We start from the raw sequence: 17,858 nt of genomic DNA on the forward strand, positions 1-17,858 counted from the left end.
CGGTTACTTGTGGCCGCCACCCACGTGCGCCTCAGCGCGCATGCGTTCGGACATGTGCGGGTAGTGCAGCTCGAATGCCGGACGCTCCGAACGGATTCGGGGCAGCTCGGAGAAGTTGTGCCGCGGCGGCGGGCAGCTGGTGGCCCACTCCAGGGAGTTGCCGTAGCCCCACGGATCGTCGACCGTGACAACCTCGCCGTAGCGGTAGCTCTTGAACACGTTCCACAGGAACGGCAGCGTCGAGGCGCCCAGGATGAAGGCACCCACCGTCGAGAACGAGTTCAGGAAGGTGAAGCCGTCGGTGGGCAGGTAGTCGGCGTACCGGCGTGGCATGCCCTGGTTACCTAGCCAGTGCTGCACCAGGAAGGTGGAGTGGAAGCCGATGAACGTCAACCAGAAGTGGAACTTACCGAGACGCTCGTCGAGCAGGCGGCCCGTCATCTTCGGGAACCAGAAGTAGATACCGGCGTAAGTCGCGAACACGATGGTGCCGAAGAGCACGTAGTGGAAGTGCGCGATCACGAAGTACGAGTCGGTGACGTGGAAGTCGACCGGAGGCATGGCCAGCAGCACACCGGTCAGACCACCGAAGAGGAAGGTGACCAGGAAGCCCACCGAGAAGATCATCGGGGTCTCGAAGGTCAACTGCCCCTTCCACATCGTGCCGATCCAGTTGAAGAACTTGATACCGGTCGGAACCGCGATCAGGAACGTCATGAAGGAGAAGAAGGGCAGCAGCACGGCGCCGGTGGCGTACATGTGGTGCGCCCACACCGCGATGGACAGCGCCGCAATACCGAGCGTCGCGTAGATCAGTGTGGTGTATCCGAAGATGGGCTTGCGGCTGAACACCGGGAAGATCTCCGAGACAATGCCGAAGAACGGCAGCGCGATGATGTACACCTCGGGGTGTCCGAAGAACCAGAACAGGTGCTGCCACAGCAGAACACCACCGTTGGCGGGGTCAAAGATGTGGGCTCCGAGGTGCCGGTCAGCGGCCAGACCGAAGAGCGCGGCGGTCAGCAGCGGGAAGGCCAGCAGCACGAGCACGCTGGTCACCAGGATGTTCCAGGTGAAGATCGGCATCCGGAACATCGTCATACCGGGGGCACGCATGCACACGACCGTGGTGATCATGTTGACCGCGCCAAGAATGGTGCCCAGACCACCGACGGCCAGACCCATGATCCACAGGTCGGCTCCGGCACCAGGGGAGTGGATGGCGTCGGTCAACGGGGTGTAGGCGGTCCAGCCGAAGTCGGCGGCGCCACCGGGAGTGATGAATCCGGCGATACCGATCATGGCGCCGAAGAGGAATAGCCAGAACGAGAAGGCGTTCAGACGCGGGAAGGCGACGTCAGGCGCGCCAATCTGCAACGGCAGCACCACGTTCGCGAAGCCGAACACGATGGGCGTCGCGTAGAACAGCAGCATCACGGTGCCGTGCATGGTGAACAGCTGGTTGAACTGCTCGTTGGACAGGAACTGCAGTCCCGGCACCGCCAGCTCGGCGCGCATGAACAGCGCCATCAAGCCACCGATGAGGAAGAACGCGAAGCACACGACCAGGTACATGATGCCGATCAGCTTGTGATCGGTGGTCGTGATCAATCGGTAGATCAGAGTGCCCCGCGCACCCGTGCGGGGCGGGAACGGGCGGCTGGCCTGCAATCCACCAATGGGGGGTGCTTCGGCGGTCACGGCTCCTCCGATTCCTTGTAGCGCGCAGTCGTTCCAGTGACTGCATGTCTGGGGTGAATCCTAGCCCGCGCCACCCCCGATCGTGGAGCGGGTCCTACAGAGAGTCGTACTTGGGGTTGACTAGCATCCGCGCGGCCGTGGTCGAAGCGTCCTACCCGTGTGTTCGCGACCCCGCGCGGTAAGTTCAACCGGGTGCAGACAGCGAGGTTCTGGGGCGCTGCCGTGATGTCGGCAGCACTGGTGACGGCGACGGTATCCGGCTGTACCGAGAAACCCACCCATGAGACCCCGAGCACCCTGGCCACCAGCACCACGAAGATCGCCGGCGCGGGTGTGCTGGGCAATGCGCGCAAGCCCGACGAGTCCTGCGCCAAGGATCCGGCGGCCCTCGACTCGGCCGCACCGCGCGAGGTGCGGCACGCCCAAGGCGAGACCGAGGTACCCGAGGACGCCAAACGCATCGTGGTCCTGGACGCCGGCGCCATCGACACACTGTGTGCGCTGGGCCTGCAGGATCGCATCGTCGGAGTCGCACTGGCGGACCGCGCGACCTCTCCCCCGTCGTACCTGGGCACGACCGTCCACGACCTGCCGTCAATCGGTCCGATGGCATCTCCGGACTTGGCCAAGATCGGTGCGGCCAAACCCGATCTCATCCTGAGCTCCAACGGCGAGCAGAATTCCTACCTCGACCTGAGCGCTATCGCTCCCACCGTGATCGTGTCCGGACATGATCTGGCCGAGCACGTCCGGCTGGTGGGTAAGGCGACCAGACGGACCGCCGAGACCGACAAGCTGTGGTCGGGTTTTGTCGACGCCGCCAAGAAGGTGGGCCGCGAGAACGACGCCACCCATTTCCAGGTCTCGATCGTTCAGTTCACCGACCAGACGGTACGGGTGTACGGCGCCAATAACTTCCCGGCGTCGGTGCTTGCCACTGTGGGACTGGATCGTCCTGCCACCCAACGGTTTACCGACACCCCGTTCGTCGAGATCGACACCGACGACTTCTCGGCCGCCGAGGGCGACATCGTCTACGTCTCGTTCACCAGCCCGTCGGCCAAGGATCGCGCCGCCCGGATTTTCGGCACCAAGCCATGGATGGCACTCGGCGCCACACGCGATCACCGGGTGTTCGCGGTCAACAACGAGGTCTGGCAGACCGGGGAGGGAATTGTCGCGGCACGCGGGATCCTCGACGACTTGCAGTGGGTCAACGCACCCATCAACTAGATCCCCTGGTCGCTCCGCTCACACCCACCGCGCCACGCGTTACGCTCCCGGCATGTACCACGTACTGCAGCTGACCTATACCCAACCGCTCGACGTCGTCGACGGCGTCCGCCCCGCGCACCTGGAGTGGCTCGACGGTGAGATCGCGGCGGGCAATCTGCTGATCAGCGGCCGCAACGAGGCGGGCACCGGCGGCGTGCTGGTCACCGGCGACATCAGCGCACAGGACGCCGAGGCCCTGATCGCCGCCGATCCGTACACCACGGCCGGGGTTGCCGAGTACACCCGGCTTGGGTTCAACGCGGGACGCAAAGCTGAGATAATCCCGTGAGCAACAAGGGTTTTCCCGAAAATCGCTGGGGCAATCCCGATAGCGCGCTGTCCCGGGTCGCAGCCAAGTTCGCGGCCACCAAACCGGGTTCGTGGACCATCCGGAAGCTGACCCCGCTGGACCGGGCCGTCATGGAGCGCACCGGCAGCCGGTACACCGTGCTGGGCCCCTTGGGGTTGTCGACGCTGCTGCTCACCACGACAGGCCGCAAGTCTGGCCAGCCTCGGGTCTCTCCCCTGCTGTATCTCCACGATGGCGATCGGATCGCATTGGTGGGCAGCAATTTCGGCCAGGAGAAACACCCGGCGTGGACCGCCAACCTGCTCGCCGATCCGCATGCCAAGGTGACCTTGGCCGGCCAGACCATCGATGTGGTCGCGACCCTCGCGCAGGGCGCCGAGCGCGACGACTATTACCGGCGCTTCGAGGCAATGCTCGAGGTCTACTCCGCCTACAAGGGCCGCACCGGACGCGAGATCAGGGTCTTCATCCTGGAGCGTGTCACCTAAAGCTATCCGTAACGGACAGTACCCGTACCTTCAGTACCGGTTCTGATCAGGGACTTTATGATCAATTTGCCGCAAAGGTCCCCATTTTGGCTCCAATTGGGCTAACGTTCCCCGCAGTCTGCGGAAGGATGGAACGTGATCCAGGAACGCATCGACATTGCTGTCGCCGCTAGGCCCGAGACCGTCCTCGAGGTGCTCAAGGACGTGGAGTCGGTCGATGGTTGGCTGCGGCCACATCTGCCCACGTGGCCACCGGTTACCAGCACTATGACCGTCGTCGAATCATTTGATGACGGCTCGCCACGGCTGGTACGAACGGTGAGTACCACGCTCGGAATCTCGGATGATTCCCTGACCGAGTACGAGTGGTACCCCGACGGCTGCCGGCTCACCCTGCTGGAAAGCAAAACCCTCCGCCATAACATCAGCCGATTCACCGTAATCCCCGACGACCCCGAATCCCGCCTGACCGCCGATATTTCCCTGGATCTGAAGATCCGACTGCCCGGCCTATTGGAGCGCCAGCTCAAGAAGACCCAGGTGGGATTTGTCCGCAGCTTCCAGCGGGCGCTTGCCGCCGAATCGGCCCGGCGCGAACTGAGTTCGTAGCAATCTGGGTTCAGTGCGAACCCACGCCGACGGTACGTCGCTTCACCGAACGCAGGAGATGATTGGTCACCAACACGTGGCCGCGCGTTCCGATGACCAGCGCACGGTAGATCCGGCCGCGTAGCCCAGGAAAATCCGCATACGTCTGCGCGCGCAGCTGAGTGCCACCGTCGCGGGTCTCGTCGAGTTCGAACACCAGCTCGTAGCGCGAAAAACGGTGTTTCCCGGCCAGACTCAGCCGTTGTTCGGCGTCGACACCGTCGACAGCGAAGCCCGCACGCGGACTGGTGCCCAACACGGTGCCGAGTGGGTTGCGTTCGGCGGATCGCAACACGGCGTCAACGTAGTGCCGCAGGCTCTCCCACACCCGGTCACGCGGCGCGTCGATACGGATCGCATGCTCGTCAATATAGGATAGATGTTCCATATCTCAGGTGTATCAGAATTAGGACGAATATTCCAGATGGCCCCCGAGCGCAAGCACACCAGCGATGCCATCCTCGACGCAGTGCGATCGCTGCTGCTCGACGGCGGCCCCCGGGCCGCAACCATCGCGGCCATCTCGAGCGTCTCCGGCGCCCCGGCCGGAACCCTGAATCATCGCTTCGGTAACCGCGAGGCCATCATGTCGGCGACATGGCTGCGTGCGGTGAAACACTTCCACGAGCACGCGTTCAGCGCGCTCCATTCCTCCGCAGAACCTGTTGACATTGCTGTGGCGCTCGCACTTTCGGTACCAGCGTTTGCGCGCGCCCATCCCGATGACGCCCGGCTGCTGCTCTCCTTACGTAGCGCCGACGTCCTTGGAGCCGACGCGGCGGCGACCCTGCACACGATGAACGAACCGTTGTTCACCGCCATGCGGGATCTGACGCGGGCCATCTATCGCCGTACCGACGCGCGATGCCGCGACCGGCTCATGCGCGCCGTGGTCGACTTGCCGTACGCCGCGGTCCGCCGCCACATGCCCGGCCTGCCCGGGTGGCTCGAAGAAGATCTAGCGGAGGCTGTGCGCACATTGTTGGCATCACGGTGACCGAACCCGAGCGCCACCGGCTCGCCGCGCCCGCCCTCATGCTTGTCAGCGGTACCTCGCTGTACATCGGTGCGGCCGCCGGAGTCAGCCTGTTCCGGTGGCTCGACCCGGCCAGCGTGGCCTGGCTGCGGATATGCGGTGCGGCGCTGGTGTTTCTCGCCATCGCCCGCCCCGGACGTGCGGCCTGGCAAGGCCGGGGACTGTGGTGGGCAGGCGGCTTTGGGCTGGTCACCGCCCTGATGAACATGTCGTTCTACCTGGCGATCGACCGGCTGCCGCTGGGCACCGCGGTGGCGATCGAATTCCTGGGACCGATCGGTGTCGCGGCCATCGGATCGAGATCGCTCCGCGAAGGATTCTCGGTCCTGGCCGCTCTCGTCGGCGTCATCCTGATCGCCGACGTGCAGCTCTCTGCCGAACCCGCAGGCATGGCATTCGCGCTGCTCGCGGCGCTGTTCTGGGCCGGATATATCGTTCTCGGAAAACACGTTGCGTTGCAGGGCAATCCGGCAGACTCACTGGCTGTCGGATTCACCGTCGCCATGATCGCGACCGCACCGGTCTTGGCTTTCGGCATCGCCGGCGCTCATCACGAGATACCCGTCGGCCATGTCCTGGTGCTGGGACTGCTGATGGGCGTGCTCTCCAATGTCATCCCCTACGGGCTTGACCAGGTGATCCTGCGACGAGCCGGGCGGAGCCACTTCGCAGTGCTCCTAGCCCTTCTTCCGGTCTCCGCAACCGTGATCGGCGTGCTCGTCATGCACCAGATTCCCAGCACACCAGAGCTCTTCGGCATCCTCGCGATCGTGATCGCGGTCGCTTCACGCCGAAACCGCGACCCGAATGGCACACCGACCGCATTGTGATCCCCCTGCCGGCGGCACCGCACAAGACTCTCGCAACCTCGCCGCTCTTAGCGCTTGCCAGGACGTGCTCAGGGGAGGCCCGTACACTCCGCGGACAACTGGATAGTGACGGACTCGGAAGGCATTGATCGATGAAGACTGCGACCGACTGGGGCACCGAGGTATGGCGATCGCTGGTATGGATCGGCTGGGTGTTGCCGGTAACCATCGCGGCTTTTCTTACCGTCGCATTCTTGATTGTTCGGTTCACGCAGTGGGGTCGGCAATTCTGGCGCATCACCGGCCAGTACTTCACCACGCGCGAGGGGCGGGTGGGCTGGGCCCTGTTGGCACTGGTGCTGCTCTCGGTAGTCGTCAACGTCCGCCTGTCGGTGGTGTTCACCTACTACTACAACGACATGTCGGCATCGATTCAGTACATCGTCCAGGCGCTGGCGCGCGATGGCCAGGGCATGCCGGAGGCCAAGGCATTCTTCTGGCTGAACATCCGACGGTTCTGCCTGTTGGCGGGTATCAACATCGCAGTGGTGGTCACCGACCTGTATCTGTTGCAGGCGTTCATCATTCGGTGGCGCGTGTGGCTCACCGACCGCATCACCACCGACTGGCTCTCGAAGCGCGCCTTCTACCGGTCACGTTTCATCGACAACACCATCGACAACCCAGATCAGCGAATTCAGGCTGATATCAACAACTTTGTCGCCATGTCGAGCGCGCCGGAGCAGCTGCAGAGTTCCTCGCTCCACCTGGCATTCGGTGCCGTGAACGCATGCATCTCACTGCCCTCGTTCACCATCATCCTGTGGAATCTGTCGGGTCCGCTGAACATTTTCGGATATGAAATGCCCAGAGCTCTGGTGTTTCTCACCTACATCTACGTGATCGTGACAACCTTGATCGCCTTCCGGATCGGGCGCCCACTGATCCGCAGATACTTCCTCAACGAACGCCTCAACGCCATGTTCCGTTACGCACTGGTGCGCCTGCGCGACACCTCAGAAAGCGTGGCCTTCTATCGCGGCGAGAAGGCCGAGGCCAAGCAGCTCAAGGGCCGCTTCGATGGAATCATCGACAACTTCTGGCAGCTGGTCTATCGGAGCATGGGCTTCACGGGCTGGAACTTCGCGGTGTCGCAAACCGCGGCGGTCTTCAATTCCGTTCTGCAGGTTCCGCGGCTGATCGCGGGGCAGATTACCTATGGCGATGTAAGCCAAAGCGCCAGCGCCGCCGGCCAGCTGCAAACCTCCCTGTCCTTCTTCCGGAATGCCTACGACAACTTCGCCGCCTACCGCGCCACCGTCATGCGTCTGGACGGCCTGCTACAGGCCAACGCGCAGTCACGCGAGCTGCCGATGCTCGAGCCCGGCGATCAGGCGGACGGTGTCACGCTGCACAACATCTACGTCCGTAAGCCCAACGGCGACACTCTGATCGACGACCTCAACCTCAGCCTCACCGCGGGGGACGCACTGCTGATCAAGGGACGGTCGGGGGGTGGCAAGACCACCCTGCTGCGCTCGCTGGCGGGACTGTGGCCGTACACCGATGGCGACTGGACCCGACCCGGCGGCGAACACGAGACATTGTTCCTGTCGCAGATGCCCTACCTCCCGCTGGGCGATCTGCGCGCCGCCGTGAGTTACCCGGCACCGCCGGACACCTTTACCGACGAGGAATTGCGCAACACCCTCGACAAGGTGGCACTTGGTCATTTGTCCGACCGGCTCGACGAAGAGTCCGACTGGATCAAGGTGCTCTCCCCCGGCGAGCAGCAGCGCGTCGCGTTCGCGCGGATACTGCTTCTCAAACCCAAGGCCATCTTCATGGATGAGTCGACGTCCTCACTCGATGAGGGGCTGGAATTCGCGCTCTACCGGCTCCTGCGCACCGAAGTCCCCGACTGCACACTCGTCAGCGTCGGCCATCGCAGCACGATCGATCAGCACCACGACCAGAAGCTGCAGCTGGAGGCCGATGGACGGTGGTCGCTGTCCCCCGTCTAAGCGCGCGCCATGTGCGGGGCGAGTAGTCTGAGATCGGTAGCTTCGTTAACTATCGCAAAAGGACGCATATATGGTCACCGTCTCTGCCTACGCCGCGACATCCGGCAAGGAACCGCTGGTCCCCATCACGATCGAGCGCCGTGAGCTCGGTCCGCACGACGTCTTCATCGACATCAAGTTCGCCGGCATCTGCCACTCCGACATCCACACCGTCCGCGACGAATGGGGACGTGCCAACTACCCGATCGTGCCCGGCCACGAGATCGCCGGCGTCATCAGCGCGGTCGGTTCGGAAGTCACCAAATTCAAGCCAGGCGATCATGCGGGTGTCGGCTGCATGGTCGAGTCGTGCCGCACCTGTCCGCAGTGCCTGGCCGGGCTGCAGCAGTACTGCAGTGGCGGCGGCATGGTCGGCACCTACGGCGCCAAGGACCGCGACGGAACCCAGACGCAGGGCGGATACAGCCAGGCCGTCGTCGTCAATGAGGACTTCGTGCTGCGCATCCCCGACAGCCTGCCGTTGGACAAGGCAGCACCGCTGCTGTGCGCGGGCATCACCACCTATTCACCGCTACGGCACTGGGGTGCCGGTCCGGGCAAGCGCGTTGCGGTCATCGGACTCGGCGGACTTGGGCACATGGCCGTCAAGCTGGGCGCCGCGATGGGCGCCGAGATCACGGTGCTGAGCCAGTCGCTGAAGAAGCTCGAAGACGGACTGAGCCTGGGTGCCAGCCACTACTACGCCACCTCGGACCCGGACACCTTCAAGAATCTGCGCTACGGCTTCGACCTCATCCTCAACACCGTCTCCGCCAATCTCGACATGGGCAAGTACCTCGGTCTGCTCAATGTGGACGGGACACTGGTCGAGCTCGGCGCACCGGAGAACCCCATCGAGGTTCCGGCCTTCCCGCTGCTCTTCGGCCGCCGTAGCCTGTCCGGTTCTGGCATCGGCGGTATTCCGGAAACCCAAGAGATGCTTGACTTCTGCGCCGAGCACAACATCGGCTCCGAGATCGAGGTCATTGATGCCAACTACATCAACGAGGCGTACGAGCGGGTGATCGCGAGCGATGTGCGGTACCGGTTCGTCATCGACACCGCCACTTTGTAAGTTTCATCCCGAGTACAACCGGTGACTGATGTCGTCGGGGTGCCGATGCTGAGGGGATGACCCGCGTCATCCGTTTCAACGCGTTCGATATGAATTGCGTTGCGCACCAATCCCCCGGCTTATGGCGGCACCCCGACGACCAGTCCTGGCGGTACAAGGATCTGTCCTACTGGACAAATCTGGCCAAGCTCCTCGAACGTGGCCGCTTCGACGGACTGTTCATCGCCGATGTGCTTGGTACCTATGACATCTATGACGCCAGCGACGAGGCGGCCATCCGCCAGGCCGCACAGATTCCGGTCGCCGATCCCCTGCTCTTGGTCTCGGCGATGGCGCTGGTCACTGAACACCTCGGCTTCGGGGTCACCACGGGCACCGGATTCGAACACCCATATCCGTTCGCGCGCAGGCTATCCACACTCGATCACCTGACCGGAGGCCGAGTCGGATGGAACGTCGTCACCGGGTACCTGCCTGCCGCGGCACGCAACATGGGACAAACTGACCAGCCGGCACACGATGCCCGGTACGACCACGCCGACGAGTACCTGGAGGTGCTCTACAAGCTGTGGGAAGGATCCTGGGAGGATGACGCCGTCGTCCGCGATGCCGCCCGCGGGGTCTTCACCGATCCCGACAAGGTGCACCACATCGGCCATGCGGGAACGCATTTCACCGTTCCCGGCGTCCATCTCGTCGAACCGTCGCCGCAGCGGACTCCGGTGATCTATCAAGCGGGATCCTCGCCGCGCGGGGTGCGCTTCGCCGCGGAGAACGCCGAGGCTGTCTTCACCGCGGCCCCCACCAAAGACCTGTTGCGCCAGACGGTCACCACCATCCGCCGCGAGCTGGAACTCGCCGGACGCGATCCTTACTCCGCCAAAATCTTCAACCTCACCACCGTGGTCACCGGCGAGAATTCCGACGCGGCGCACGCCAAGCACCGCGAGCTGCTGAGCTATGGCAGTGCCGAGGGCGCACTGGTCTTCATGTCCGGCTGGATGGGCGTCGACCTGGCCCGCTACGGCCTGGACGAACCGATCGGAAATGTGGACTCCAACGCGATCCTGTCGGCGGTCGCGGCGTTTCAGGCCGCCACCGACGACGGTCGGGAATGGAAGGTACGCGATATCGCCGAGTGGGGCGAGATCGGCGGTATGGGACCCCTTGTCGTCGGCTCCGGCACCGAGGTGGCCGACACCCTGCAGGAGTGGGTGGAGGAAACCGATGTCGATGGCTTCAACCTGGCCTACGCGATCACTCCGGGCACCTTCGAGGACTTCATCGAGCATGTCGTCCCGGTATTGACCGAACGCGGCGCATACCAAAATGACTACACCCCAGGAACATTGCGCCACAAGCTGCTGGGCAATGGCGACCGGTTGCCCGAGGAGCACCGGGGCGCCAGGTACCGGATCGGCGGACCACTCTCGACCATCATCGATCGACCATCCACCGTGCCGTCATCATCGGGGTCCACCGCACCGGCCCCTACCCGGGGGCGATAGATTGCGTCCATGGACAACCGGGGCGTCAGAGCCCTGCTGATCACAGGTGTTGCGGCGCTGTACCTGACGCCTCTCGGCGCCTGCCGCGCCTCCGCCGAGCCGCCACCGGATTTCCCTGACCTGAGCGCGCTCCCTACCGTCGATTCCCGGCAGTACTTCAGCGTCAAGGTCTATCGTTTCGTGACACCCGATGGCGTCGTGTGCGAAAGCGCCGGGTGGAACCCGTACTTCCAGTGGACCTGCGCTGGACCGAAAGGCAGCGGGTCGGCCCAATTGGACCTGGGAGCCTACGCACGGACCAACGGCGTACCCGCGACGGTGGGCGAATCGCAGGGCACCACCGAGATGTCCGGCATTCCGGTGCTACCCAGCCAACACCAGGTGCGGATAGCCGCACCCGTGCACAAGAACGACGGCAGCCAGACCACATTGGTGTGCGCCACCCCGGCGCCCAAGACCACAGCGTGTGTGGTCGATGATGTCCGCGGTAGGCACGGATTTGTGCTGAGCCCAGAACGCAACTGGGCGTTCTAGTTACGCGTTGAGTGCGGTGGCGTCCACACCGGCCAGGGGCCACCCACCAGCGGCCAGGCGTGAGGCAACACGTGAAATGTCTTGAGCGGTCGGCTCATCCTTGGTGACATCCGAGATGAACTTCTCGATCTCGTCCTTGCTCACCACACCGTCCAGCTGTGCAACCGACGCGGGGTCGGTCAGCTTGGCGACCACTTCCTTGACCTGCTCTTCGGTCAGCGTGCGGCGCAACAGCGCCAACAGCGGGAACCGATCCGTGGGAGGTACCCCTTCTGGGTATCCGGCGGACAGCCAGGACAGGATCGAACCGATAATCGATGTGCTCGTCACGGTAATAGTGTCCCCGCAGCAGGTTCACAGCGCGAGGTGACATCAGTACAGTTCACCGGCCGTTCATGTGTGAATCCGCCACTACCCGCGACCTGACAGGAAAGCCCCCGAACACTTGGCGTGTCGGGGGCTTTCATGTTTAGCGACGTCGAGAAACCTAGAAGTCCCAGTCCTCGTCTTCGGTGTTCACGGCCTTGCCGATGACATACGACGAGCCCGACCCGGAGAAGAAGTCGTGGTTCTCGTCGGCGTTCGGTGAGAGCGCCGACAGGATCGCCGGGTTCACGTCGGTCTCGTCCCGCGGGAACATGGCCTCGTATCCGAGGTTCATCAGGGCCTTGTTGGCGTTATAACGCAGGAACTTCTTGACGTCCTCGGTGAGCCCCACCTCGTCATAGAGGTCCTGGGTGTACTCAACCTCGTTGTCGTACAACTCGAATAACAGCTCATAGGTGTAGTCCTTGAGCTCGGTGCGCGTGGCCTCGTCGACGCGCTCCAGACCCTTCTGGAACTTGTAGCCGATGTAGTACCCGTGCACCGCCTCGTCGCGGATGATGAGCCGGATGACGTCGGCGGTGTTGGTGAGCTTGGCGCGGCTCGACCAGTACATCGGAAGGTAGAAGCCCGAGTAGAACAGGAAGCTCTCCAGCAAGGTCGAGGCAACCTTGCGCTTGAGCGGCTCATCACCCCGGTAGTACTCCATGACGATCTCGGCCTTGCGTTGCAGGTTCGGGTTCTCCTCCGACCAGCGGAACGCGTCGTCGATGTCGCGCGTGGAGCACAGCGTGGAGAAGATCGAGCTGTAGCTCTTGGCGTGCACGGACTCCATGAACGCGATGTTGGTGTACACCGCCTCCTCGTGCGGAGTGATCGCATCGGGGATCAAACTGACCGCGCCGACAGTGCCCTGAATGGTGTCCAGCAGCGTCAGGCCCGTGAAAACCCGCATGGTCAACTGCTTTTCGAGATCCGTGAGGGTGTTCCACGACGGGATGTCATTGGATACCGGCACCTTTTCGGGCAGCCAGAAGTTACCGGTGAGCCTGTCCCAGACCTCGGCATCCTTCTCATCGGGAACCCGGTTCCAGTTGATCGCCGAGACGCGGCTGACCAGCTTAAGTTTTTCACTCACGAGACCACTCCTGGAGAACGTCAAACAGATTCGCGGGATTCGCTGACTGTGCCACAGACACTACCCCTGGGGTGAGACATCACGGCGCAACACAACGTGTTGTGGTTAAGCGTGTCGAGCCCAATCGCAAGAATCTCTAGTGACGCAAACTTGACACGTGTAAAGTCCGTGGTCATGGGCTCATCCAGGGACAAGATCTACGGGAAAACGATCGCCATCACCGGTGCCGCACGCGGGATCGGATATGCCACCGCCACCGCGCTGCTGCGCCGGGGCGCCCGGGTGGTGATCGGCGACCGTGATGTTGAGGCGCTCGGAGCAGCGGTCGAGGGCCTCAAGGAAGAAGGAAACGTCGACGCCCATCCCGTGGACGTGACCGACCCCGCCTCGTTCAAGCGTTTTCTGGAGGCTGCCGGCGCCGCCGGACCGGTCGATGTGCTCGTCAACAATGCGGGCGTCATGCCGATCGGGCCGTTCCTGTCCACGAGCGACGGCGCAATCAGGTCGATGCTGGAGGTCAACCTGTACGGCGTCATCAATGGGTGTCGTCTGGCGCTTCCCGAGATGGTGGCACGCCGCGGCGGTCAGATCGTCAACATCGCATCCGTGGCCGGCCTCATGGCGGCACCCGGTATGGCCGTGTACAACGCTTCCAAGTTCGGCGTTGTCGGCCTGTCCCGCGCGCTGAGCGACGAGTTCGAGCCGCAAGGGGTCCAGGTCAGCGCTGTACTACCGACCTTCACCAACACCGAACTGATCGCGGGCACTGATTCGACCGGCGCGCAGAAACCCGTCGAACCCGAAGACATCGCGGCGGCCGTGGTGCGGATCATCGAAAAGCCGCGCGTCCAGGTCACTGTCCCGAAGCCACTCGGCGCGGTGACCACAATCGTCAATTCGCTGCCCACCAAGGTCCGCCGATTCATGAGCAAGAAGACCGGAACCGACCGCGTGTTCCTCGAGATCGACACGAAAGCACGCAGTGCGTACGAGAACCGTGCGGGTTCGAGCCTGGGTGTGACCAAACCCGAGGGCGAATAGACGCACTCGCGGCCCTTACTATTTGATACGTGACCGAGAAGCACTACGACATTGCGGTAGTCGGCGGGGGCCCGGCCGGGTCATCCGCGGCCTGGCAGGCCGCTCGCACGGGCGCCAGCGTGGTTCTCGTCGATAAGGCCGAGTTCCCGCGGGATAAGCCATGCGGCGACGGGCTGACCGCCCGCGCGGTGAGCTACCTGCAGAAGATGGGCCTGGCCCATGAGGTCGCCCAGTTCCACCGGGTCGATGGTGTGCGCGTCGACAGCGGCAGTGTCTGGGAGCTCACCTTCCCCCAGCGTCCCGGGATGCCCAATCACGGGCATGTGGTGCGCCGGCCCGAGCTGGACACGCTGCTGCTCAAGCACGCCGAGTCCGCGGGCGTCGAAGTGCGCCAGTCCACCGAGGCGGTGGGCCCGATCGGCGATGGCAATCTGGTCAAGGGCATTGAGGTCAAGACCGCGAATGGATCTCGCGAGACCATCTCGGCCGACGCGGTGATCGTGGCCGACGGCGCCTACTCCCCCATCAAGCGCGCGATGAACCTCGACTCGGAGGTCAAGGGGTACACCGCGATTGCGATCCGCGCCGAGATGGAAGCCAACCGCGAAGACTCGAACATGCTCGACATCGACCTGCGGTTGCACCATAAGAATGACGCGCTGATCGGATACGGCTGGGTATTCCCGCTCGGTGCCGGGCGGATCAATATCGGCATCGGGTACGTCAACAGCTACAAGAAGTGGCAGGACGTCAACGCGGCGCAGGTGCTGGACACTTACATGAAGAAGCTGCCCCGGGAGTGGGAGCTGCCCGATCTGGCCGAGCTGCGCAAGAACAAGGGCGTGCGGGCCTGGCGCCTCCCGATGGGATTCACCGCATGGCCGCCCTGGCGCCCCGGCGTGCTGTTCGCCGGTGACGCGCTGGGCGCGGGCAAGCCGGTCAGTGGTGCCGGCATCTCGAAGGCACTCGAATCCGGTTTGGCGGCAGGTGAATGCGCGGTGGCGGCGTTGCAGAACGCCGGTCCGCAAGACTTCACCAACTACCAGCAGCGGATGAATGACGCCTGGGGCCGGGAGTACCAGCGGGGACGGATCATGCACCGGGCGTTGGGCAATCCGTGGCTGTGCGACAAGGGCATCAAGCTGATGGACAACTCGATGTTCCGCGACAATCTGCTGAAGGTCTTGTACAAGCGGGCCCAGGGCCCCGGCCACAAGCACTGATCTGCCGTGTGGTCGATCCGGCGGCGCGAGATGATACTCGCCACCGGACTGTCAAGTGTGGCAGGTTTTCTCGACGCGATCGGGTTCGTACATCTGGGCGGGTACTTCCTGTCCTTCATGAGCGGTAACACGACCAGGATGGCCGCCTCGACGGCCGCACAACAGTGGGAATCCGCCTACAAGGCAGCCGGTTTGATCGCCATGTTCTTCATCGGCGTGATGATCGGCGCCATCGCGTCACGCGTCAGCGGCGATCACGAGCGGGTCGCCGTGCTGGCGGTCGCCTCGACAACCGTGGCCGCGGCGGCGATCACACAGGAATTCGGAGCGGGTGTCGCGGCGCTGCTCCTCACGGCGCTGGCCATGGGTGCGATGAACTCGGTTTTCCAGCGCTCCGGCGAGGTCCAGGTTGGCCTCACCTACATCACCGGCACCGTCGTGAAGGCCGGACAGCGGCTCGTCGACGCGTTCTTCGGCGGACCCCGATGGGTGTGGCTGCGCTACATCACGCTGTGGGCGGGCCTGACCGCCGGCGCCGTGTCGGGCGCCGCGACCTACCACCGCATCGGGCTCGATGCGCTGTGGATCGGATGGGCACTCCTGCTCATCGCCACGGCCACCACGTGGCTGGTACGCCGATCGAGCCCCGCCCGGCCGGTACTAGATCCGGATTAGATCCAGCACCTGCTCCACGCGGGCGCCATCTCCGTCGACTGCCAGGCGTGACAACGGAACCCGGTGCCACAGCGCAAGCAGCAGATCGGACGTGGACGCCGTGATCGTGGCGTCCGGTACGGCGTCTTCGTCCACGATGCCAATGGCATCGGCATCCACACGCAGCAGCCACGAACCGTCCGCGTCGCTGGCGGTCAAGAGGATTCGTGCTCCCCGAAGGCCTTCCGGGGTCCCGCCTTCACGTCCGATACGGCGGGGCGTGAACAGCTCCGACCACTCGCCGATGCCGTCAGCCGCCAGGGCAGCGTCGATGGGTTCGGCGTCCCATCCGCGATAGGCGTGCTCAATGTCCCAGCGGTGCACCGCCACCTCGTTTGCCTGCCTGCGATACCAGAACCGCACCGGCCGCTCACCGAAGGGCGATTTCGTCGGCGCATCAAGGTCTTTCGACGTCAAAGCGGCGACGAGATTGTCCGCACGGTCGGCGTACCAACCGATGACGGCCTCCCCTGTCGGGGCGTCCGGGTCGACGTCGGTGTATGGAATCTTTTGACCGACAATGACTCCCACTGCCCAGTGGTGCACTCCCCCGAGATGGGCAACGACGTCGCGCGCCGTCCATCCCGGACAGGACGGTGCCTTATGGTCCAGGTACTCGGACGACGTCGCCGCGACCGCCGATATCCCGTTACGCAGCGCTTCCAGCCACTGTTCAGGCGTCACGCGCCCATTAGATCACTGACGAGTCTGAATCTCGCGCCGGTTTCGGGACGATAAGCGTCGCGAGACTCAGACTCGGCGCTGCGGCTATCCACGAGCCCACCGCCAACGCCGAGATTCCCGCCCCCTCCCACCCCGAAAGAGCCGACACCAGGACGCGGCGTCAGCGCCGCCCGCGCTTGGCCGGGGTCGTCTTGCTGGCGCGCTTGCCCGCTGCCGCTCGGGCGGCCTGCTTCGCGATGGTCTTCTCCCGTGCGGTGCGCTTCTGCGCGGGCGGATCCTGCCCTCGCGATGACCCGGGTTTGCGACCCCGCACAATGCCGATGAACTCCTCGACCAGGTCCGTCTGCGGCCCTTCCGGAAAAGCGAGTGCCACCGGGCAGGCGGGCGCGTCGGCGATCGGCCGGTACGTGAGGTCCTTGCGGTGATACAGCCGCGCCAGTGACTGCGGAACGATGAGCGCGCCGATTCCTGCGGCGACGAGTTCTATTGCTTCCTCGGTGGTTTCGGGCCGGTGATCGACCGGGTTACCGGGAGCACCGGCCCAGGCAATGACGTCATCGAGTGGGAGCAGCATCGGCTCACCGTCGAGGTCTGCGGCGGTGATCGTGTCGAAGGCACTGAGAACGTGATCGGTCGGCGCCACGATCACCGTTGCCTCGTCGTAGAGGGGAATGATGGCCAGCCCCGAGGTGTCGGCCGGCGGCCGCAGCAGCGCCACATCGACGGTCCCCTCCCGCACCGCAGCGGGCGCGTCGGCTGCCGCAACGACGCGCAACTGCAGCGGGACCTCGGGGTGACGCTGCGCCCAGACCCGAGCCCACTTCGCGGGCGTCCCGCCGGGGACGTACCCGAGGGTGAGGGAGCGCGAGGTCACTGCCTCAGGCTACCGATAGGCTGGTCCTATGAGCAGGCCGAACGCGCAGTCCATGAAACCCGCTACCGCGGCGAAAAAGCTGGACGTGTACCTGCAAGCGACACCCGCGGAGTTCCAGGAGAACCCGATTACCCGTGCCGAGCTCGCGGCCCTGCAGGCGGACCCGCCGCAGTGGCTCAAGGACCTCCGCAAGAACGGACCGCACCCGAAGAACCTTGTGGCAGCCAAGCTGGGCGTCTCGATCTCCGGTCTCTCGCGCGGCGGCGTCGAGGGTGCGCTCACCACCGAGCAGATCAACCAGTTGCTCGAGGAGAAGCCAGAGTGGCTGGTCGCGGAACGCGAGAGCTATCAGAACGTGCTGCGTGAAGAGCGACGCCTGAAGGCCCAGCATGCGGAGAAGGCTCGCTAGAACC

General features: G+C 64.1%; 20 protein-coding genes. 14 read left to right on the forward strand and 6 right to left on the reverse strand.

Annotated features, from left to right (window positions below):
• Positions 1-3: 3 nt before the first annotated feature.
• Positions 4-1,701, reverse strand: a complete 1,698-nt coding sequence (gene ctaD, locus DSM43276_RS15930; protein WP_078293961.1) for an aa3-type cytochrome oxidase subunit I — start codon at positions 1,699-1,701, stop codon at positions 4-6.
• A gap of 225 nt (positions 1,702-1,926) precedes the next feature.
• Here ctaD and DSM43276_RS15935 point away from each other — a divergent pair, with 225 nt between their 5' ends.
• The 4 genes from DSM43276_RS15935 (at position 1,927) to DSM43276_RS15950 (ending at position 4,383) form a co-directional block, all read left to right on the forward strand.
• Positions 1,927-2,934, forward strand: coding sequence for an ABC transporter substrate-binding protein (locus tag DSM43276_RS15935; protein WP_234803033.1), 1,008 nt, complete (start codon positions 1,927-1,929; stop codon positions 2,932-2,934).
• A gap of 52 nt (positions 2,935-2,986) precedes the next feature.
• On the forward strand, positions 2,987-3,265 hold the full coding sequence (locus DSM43276_RS15940) for a YciI family protein (RefSeq protein ID WP_078329683.1): 279 nt from the start codon (positions 2,987-2,989) through the stop codon (positions 3,263-3,265).
• Positions 3,262-3,774, forward strand: a complete 513-nt coding sequence (locus tag DSM43276_RS15945; RefSeq protein WP_078329682.1) for a nitroreductase/quinone reductase family protein — start codon at positions 3,262-3,264, stop codon at positions 3,772-3,774. The genes DSM43276_RS15940 and DSM43276_RS15945 overlap by 4 nt, the downstream gene beginning before the upstream one ends.
• A gap of 135 nt (positions 3,775-3,909) precedes the next feature.
• Positions 3,910-4,383, forward strand: coding sequence for an SRPBCC family protein (locus tag DSM43276_RS15950; RefSeq protein WP_078329681.1), 474 nt, complete (start codon positions 3,910-3,912; stop codon positions 4,381-4,383).
• A 10-nt stretch (positions 4,384-4,393) separates the two neighbouring features.
• Here DSM43276_RS15950 and DSM43276_RS15955 read toward each other — a convergent pair whose 3' ends face one another.
• Positions 4,394-4,810 carry a hypothetical protein gene (locus tag DSM43276_RS15955; protein ID WP_078329680.1) on the reverse strand — a complete coding sequence of 139 codons (417 nt, stop codon included), beginning with the start codon at positions 4,808-4,810 and terminating at the stop codon, positions 4,394-4,396.
• Positions 4,811-4,846: 36 nt separating this feature from the next.
• On the opposite strand from DSM43276_RS15955, the gene DSM43276_RS15960 reads away from it, so the two are divergent.
• From DSM43276_RS15960 to DSM43276_RS15985, 6 genes are all read left to right on the forward strand, one after another.
• On the forward strand, positions 4,847-5,419 hold the full coding sequence (locus DSM43276_RS15960) for a TetR/AcrR family transcriptional regulator (RefSeq protein WP_078329679.1): 573 nt from the start codon (positions 4,847-4,849) through the stop codon (positions 5,417-5,419).
• On the forward strand, positions 5,416-6,288 hold the full coding sequence (locus DSM43276_RS15965; protein WP_078329678.1) for an EamA family transporter: 873 nt from the start codon (positions 5,416-5,418) through the stop codon (positions 6,286-6,288). Before DSM43276_RS15960 ends, DSM43276_RS15965 begins: the two co-directional genes overlap by 4 nt.
• A gap of 131 nt (positions 6,289-6,419) precedes the next feature.
• The gene (locus DSM43276_RS15970) at positions 6,420-8,291 is read left to right on the forward strand and encodes an ABC transporter ATP-binding protein/permease (RefSeq protein ID WP_136629106.1); all 1,872 of its coding nucleotides are present in this window, start codon (positions 6,420-6,422) and stop codon (positions 8,289-8,291) included.
• A gap of 70 nt (positions 8,292-8,361) precedes the next feature.
• Positions 8,362-9,405 carry an NAD(P)-dependent alcohol dehydrogenase gene (locus tag DSM43276_RS15975; protein ID WP_078329663.1) on the forward strand — a complete coding sequence of 348 codons (1,044 nt, stop codon included), beginning with the start codon at positions 8,362-8,364 and terminating at the stop codon, positions 9,403-9,405.
• Positions 9,406-9,461: 56 nt separating this feature from the next.
• On the forward strand, positions 9,462-10,913 hold the full coding sequence (locus DSM43276_RS15980; protein WP_078329662.1) for an LLM class flavin-dependent oxidoreductase: 1,452 nt from the start codon (positions 9,462-9,464) through the stop codon (positions 10,911-10,913).
• Positions 10,914-10,922: 9 nt separating this feature from the next.
• A complete protein-coding gene (locus DSM43276_RS15985; protein ID WP_078329661.1) occupies positions 10,923-11,447 on the forward strand; it encodes a hypothetical protein in 525 nt (174 codons plus the stop codon).
• On the opposite strand, the gene DSM43276_RS15990 is transcribed toward DSM43276_RS15985, so the two are convergent.
• Entirely contained in the window at positions 11,448-11,777 is a 330-nt protein-coding gene (locus tag DSM43276_RS15990) for a DUF3349 domain-containing protein (protein WP_078329660.1), read from the reverse strand.
• A 157-nt stretch (positions 11,778-11,934) separates the two neighbouring features.
• The gene (gene nrdF / locus DSM43276_RS15995) at positions 11,935-12,909 is read right to left on the reverse strand and encodes a class 1b ribonucleoside-diphosphate reductase subunit beta (protein ID WP_078329659.1); all 975 of its coding nucleotides are present in this window, start codon (positions 12,907-12,909) and stop codon (positions 11,935-11,937) included.
• A gap of 174 nt (positions 12,910-13,083) precedes the next feature.
• On the opposite strand from nrdF, the gene DSM43276_RS16000 reads away from it, so the two are divergent.
• Genes DSM43276_RS16000 through DSM43276_RS16010 form a run of 3 tightly spaced genes read left to right on the forward strand, consistent with a single transcriptional unit; the run spans position 13,084 to position 15,848 of the window.
• Positions 13,084-13,950: an SDR family oxidoreductase gene (locus tag DSM43276_RS16000; protein WP_078329658.1), complete on the forward strand. Its 867-nt coding sequence runs from the start codon at positions 13,084-13,086 to the stop codon at positions 13,948-13,950.
• A 29-nt stretch (positions 13,951-13,979) separates the two neighbouring features.
• Positions 13,980-15,173, forward strand: coding sequence for an NAD(P)/FAD-dependent oxidoreductase (locus DSM43276_RS16005; protein WP_078329657.1), 1,194 nt, complete (start codon positions 13,980-13,982; stop codon positions 15,171-15,173).
• 30 nt (positions 15,174-15,203) lie between these two features.
• Positions 15,204-15,848 (forward strand): YoaK family protein, encoded by a 645-nt coding sequence (locus DSM43276_RS16010; RefSeq protein ID WP_078329677.1) that lies wholly within the window; start codon positions 15,204-15,206, stop codon positions 15,846-15,848.
• Here DSM43276_RS16010 and DSM43276_RS16015 read toward each other — a convergent pair.
• Complete coding sequence (locus DSM43276_RS16015) at positions 15,834-16,571, reverse strand: maleylpyruvate isomerase family mycothiol-dependent enzyme (protein WP_078329656.1); 738 nt, start codon at positions 16,569-16,571, stop codon at positions 15,834-15,836. The genes DSM43276_RS16010 and DSM43276_RS16015 overlap by 15 nt on opposite strands.
• A 160-nt stretch (positions 16,572-16,731) precedes the next feature.
• Entirely contained in the window at positions 16,732-17,445 is a 714-nt protein-coding gene (locus tag DSM43276_RS16020) for a LysR family substrate-binding domain-containing protein (protein WP_078329655.1), read from the reverse strand.
• Positions 17,446-17,473: 28 nt separating this feature from the next.
• Here DSM43276_RS16020 and DSM43276_RS16025 point away from each other — a divergent pair, with 28 nt between their 5' ends.
• Positions 17,474-17,854: a DUF5997 family protein gene (locus DSM43276_RS16025; protein ID WP_078329654.1), complete on the forward strand. Its 381-nt coding sequence runs from the start codon at positions 17,474-17,476 to the stop codon at positions 17,852-17,854.
• The last annotated feature ends 4 nt before the right edge of the window (positions 17,855-17,858 follow it).

Origin of the sequence: Mycobacteroides salmoniphilum (assembly GCF_004924335.1) — a bacterium.
GTDB classification, from domain to species: domain Bacteria; phylum Actinomycetota; class Actinomycetes; order Mycobacteriales; family Mycobacteriaceae; genus Mycobacterium; species Mycobacterium salmoniphilum.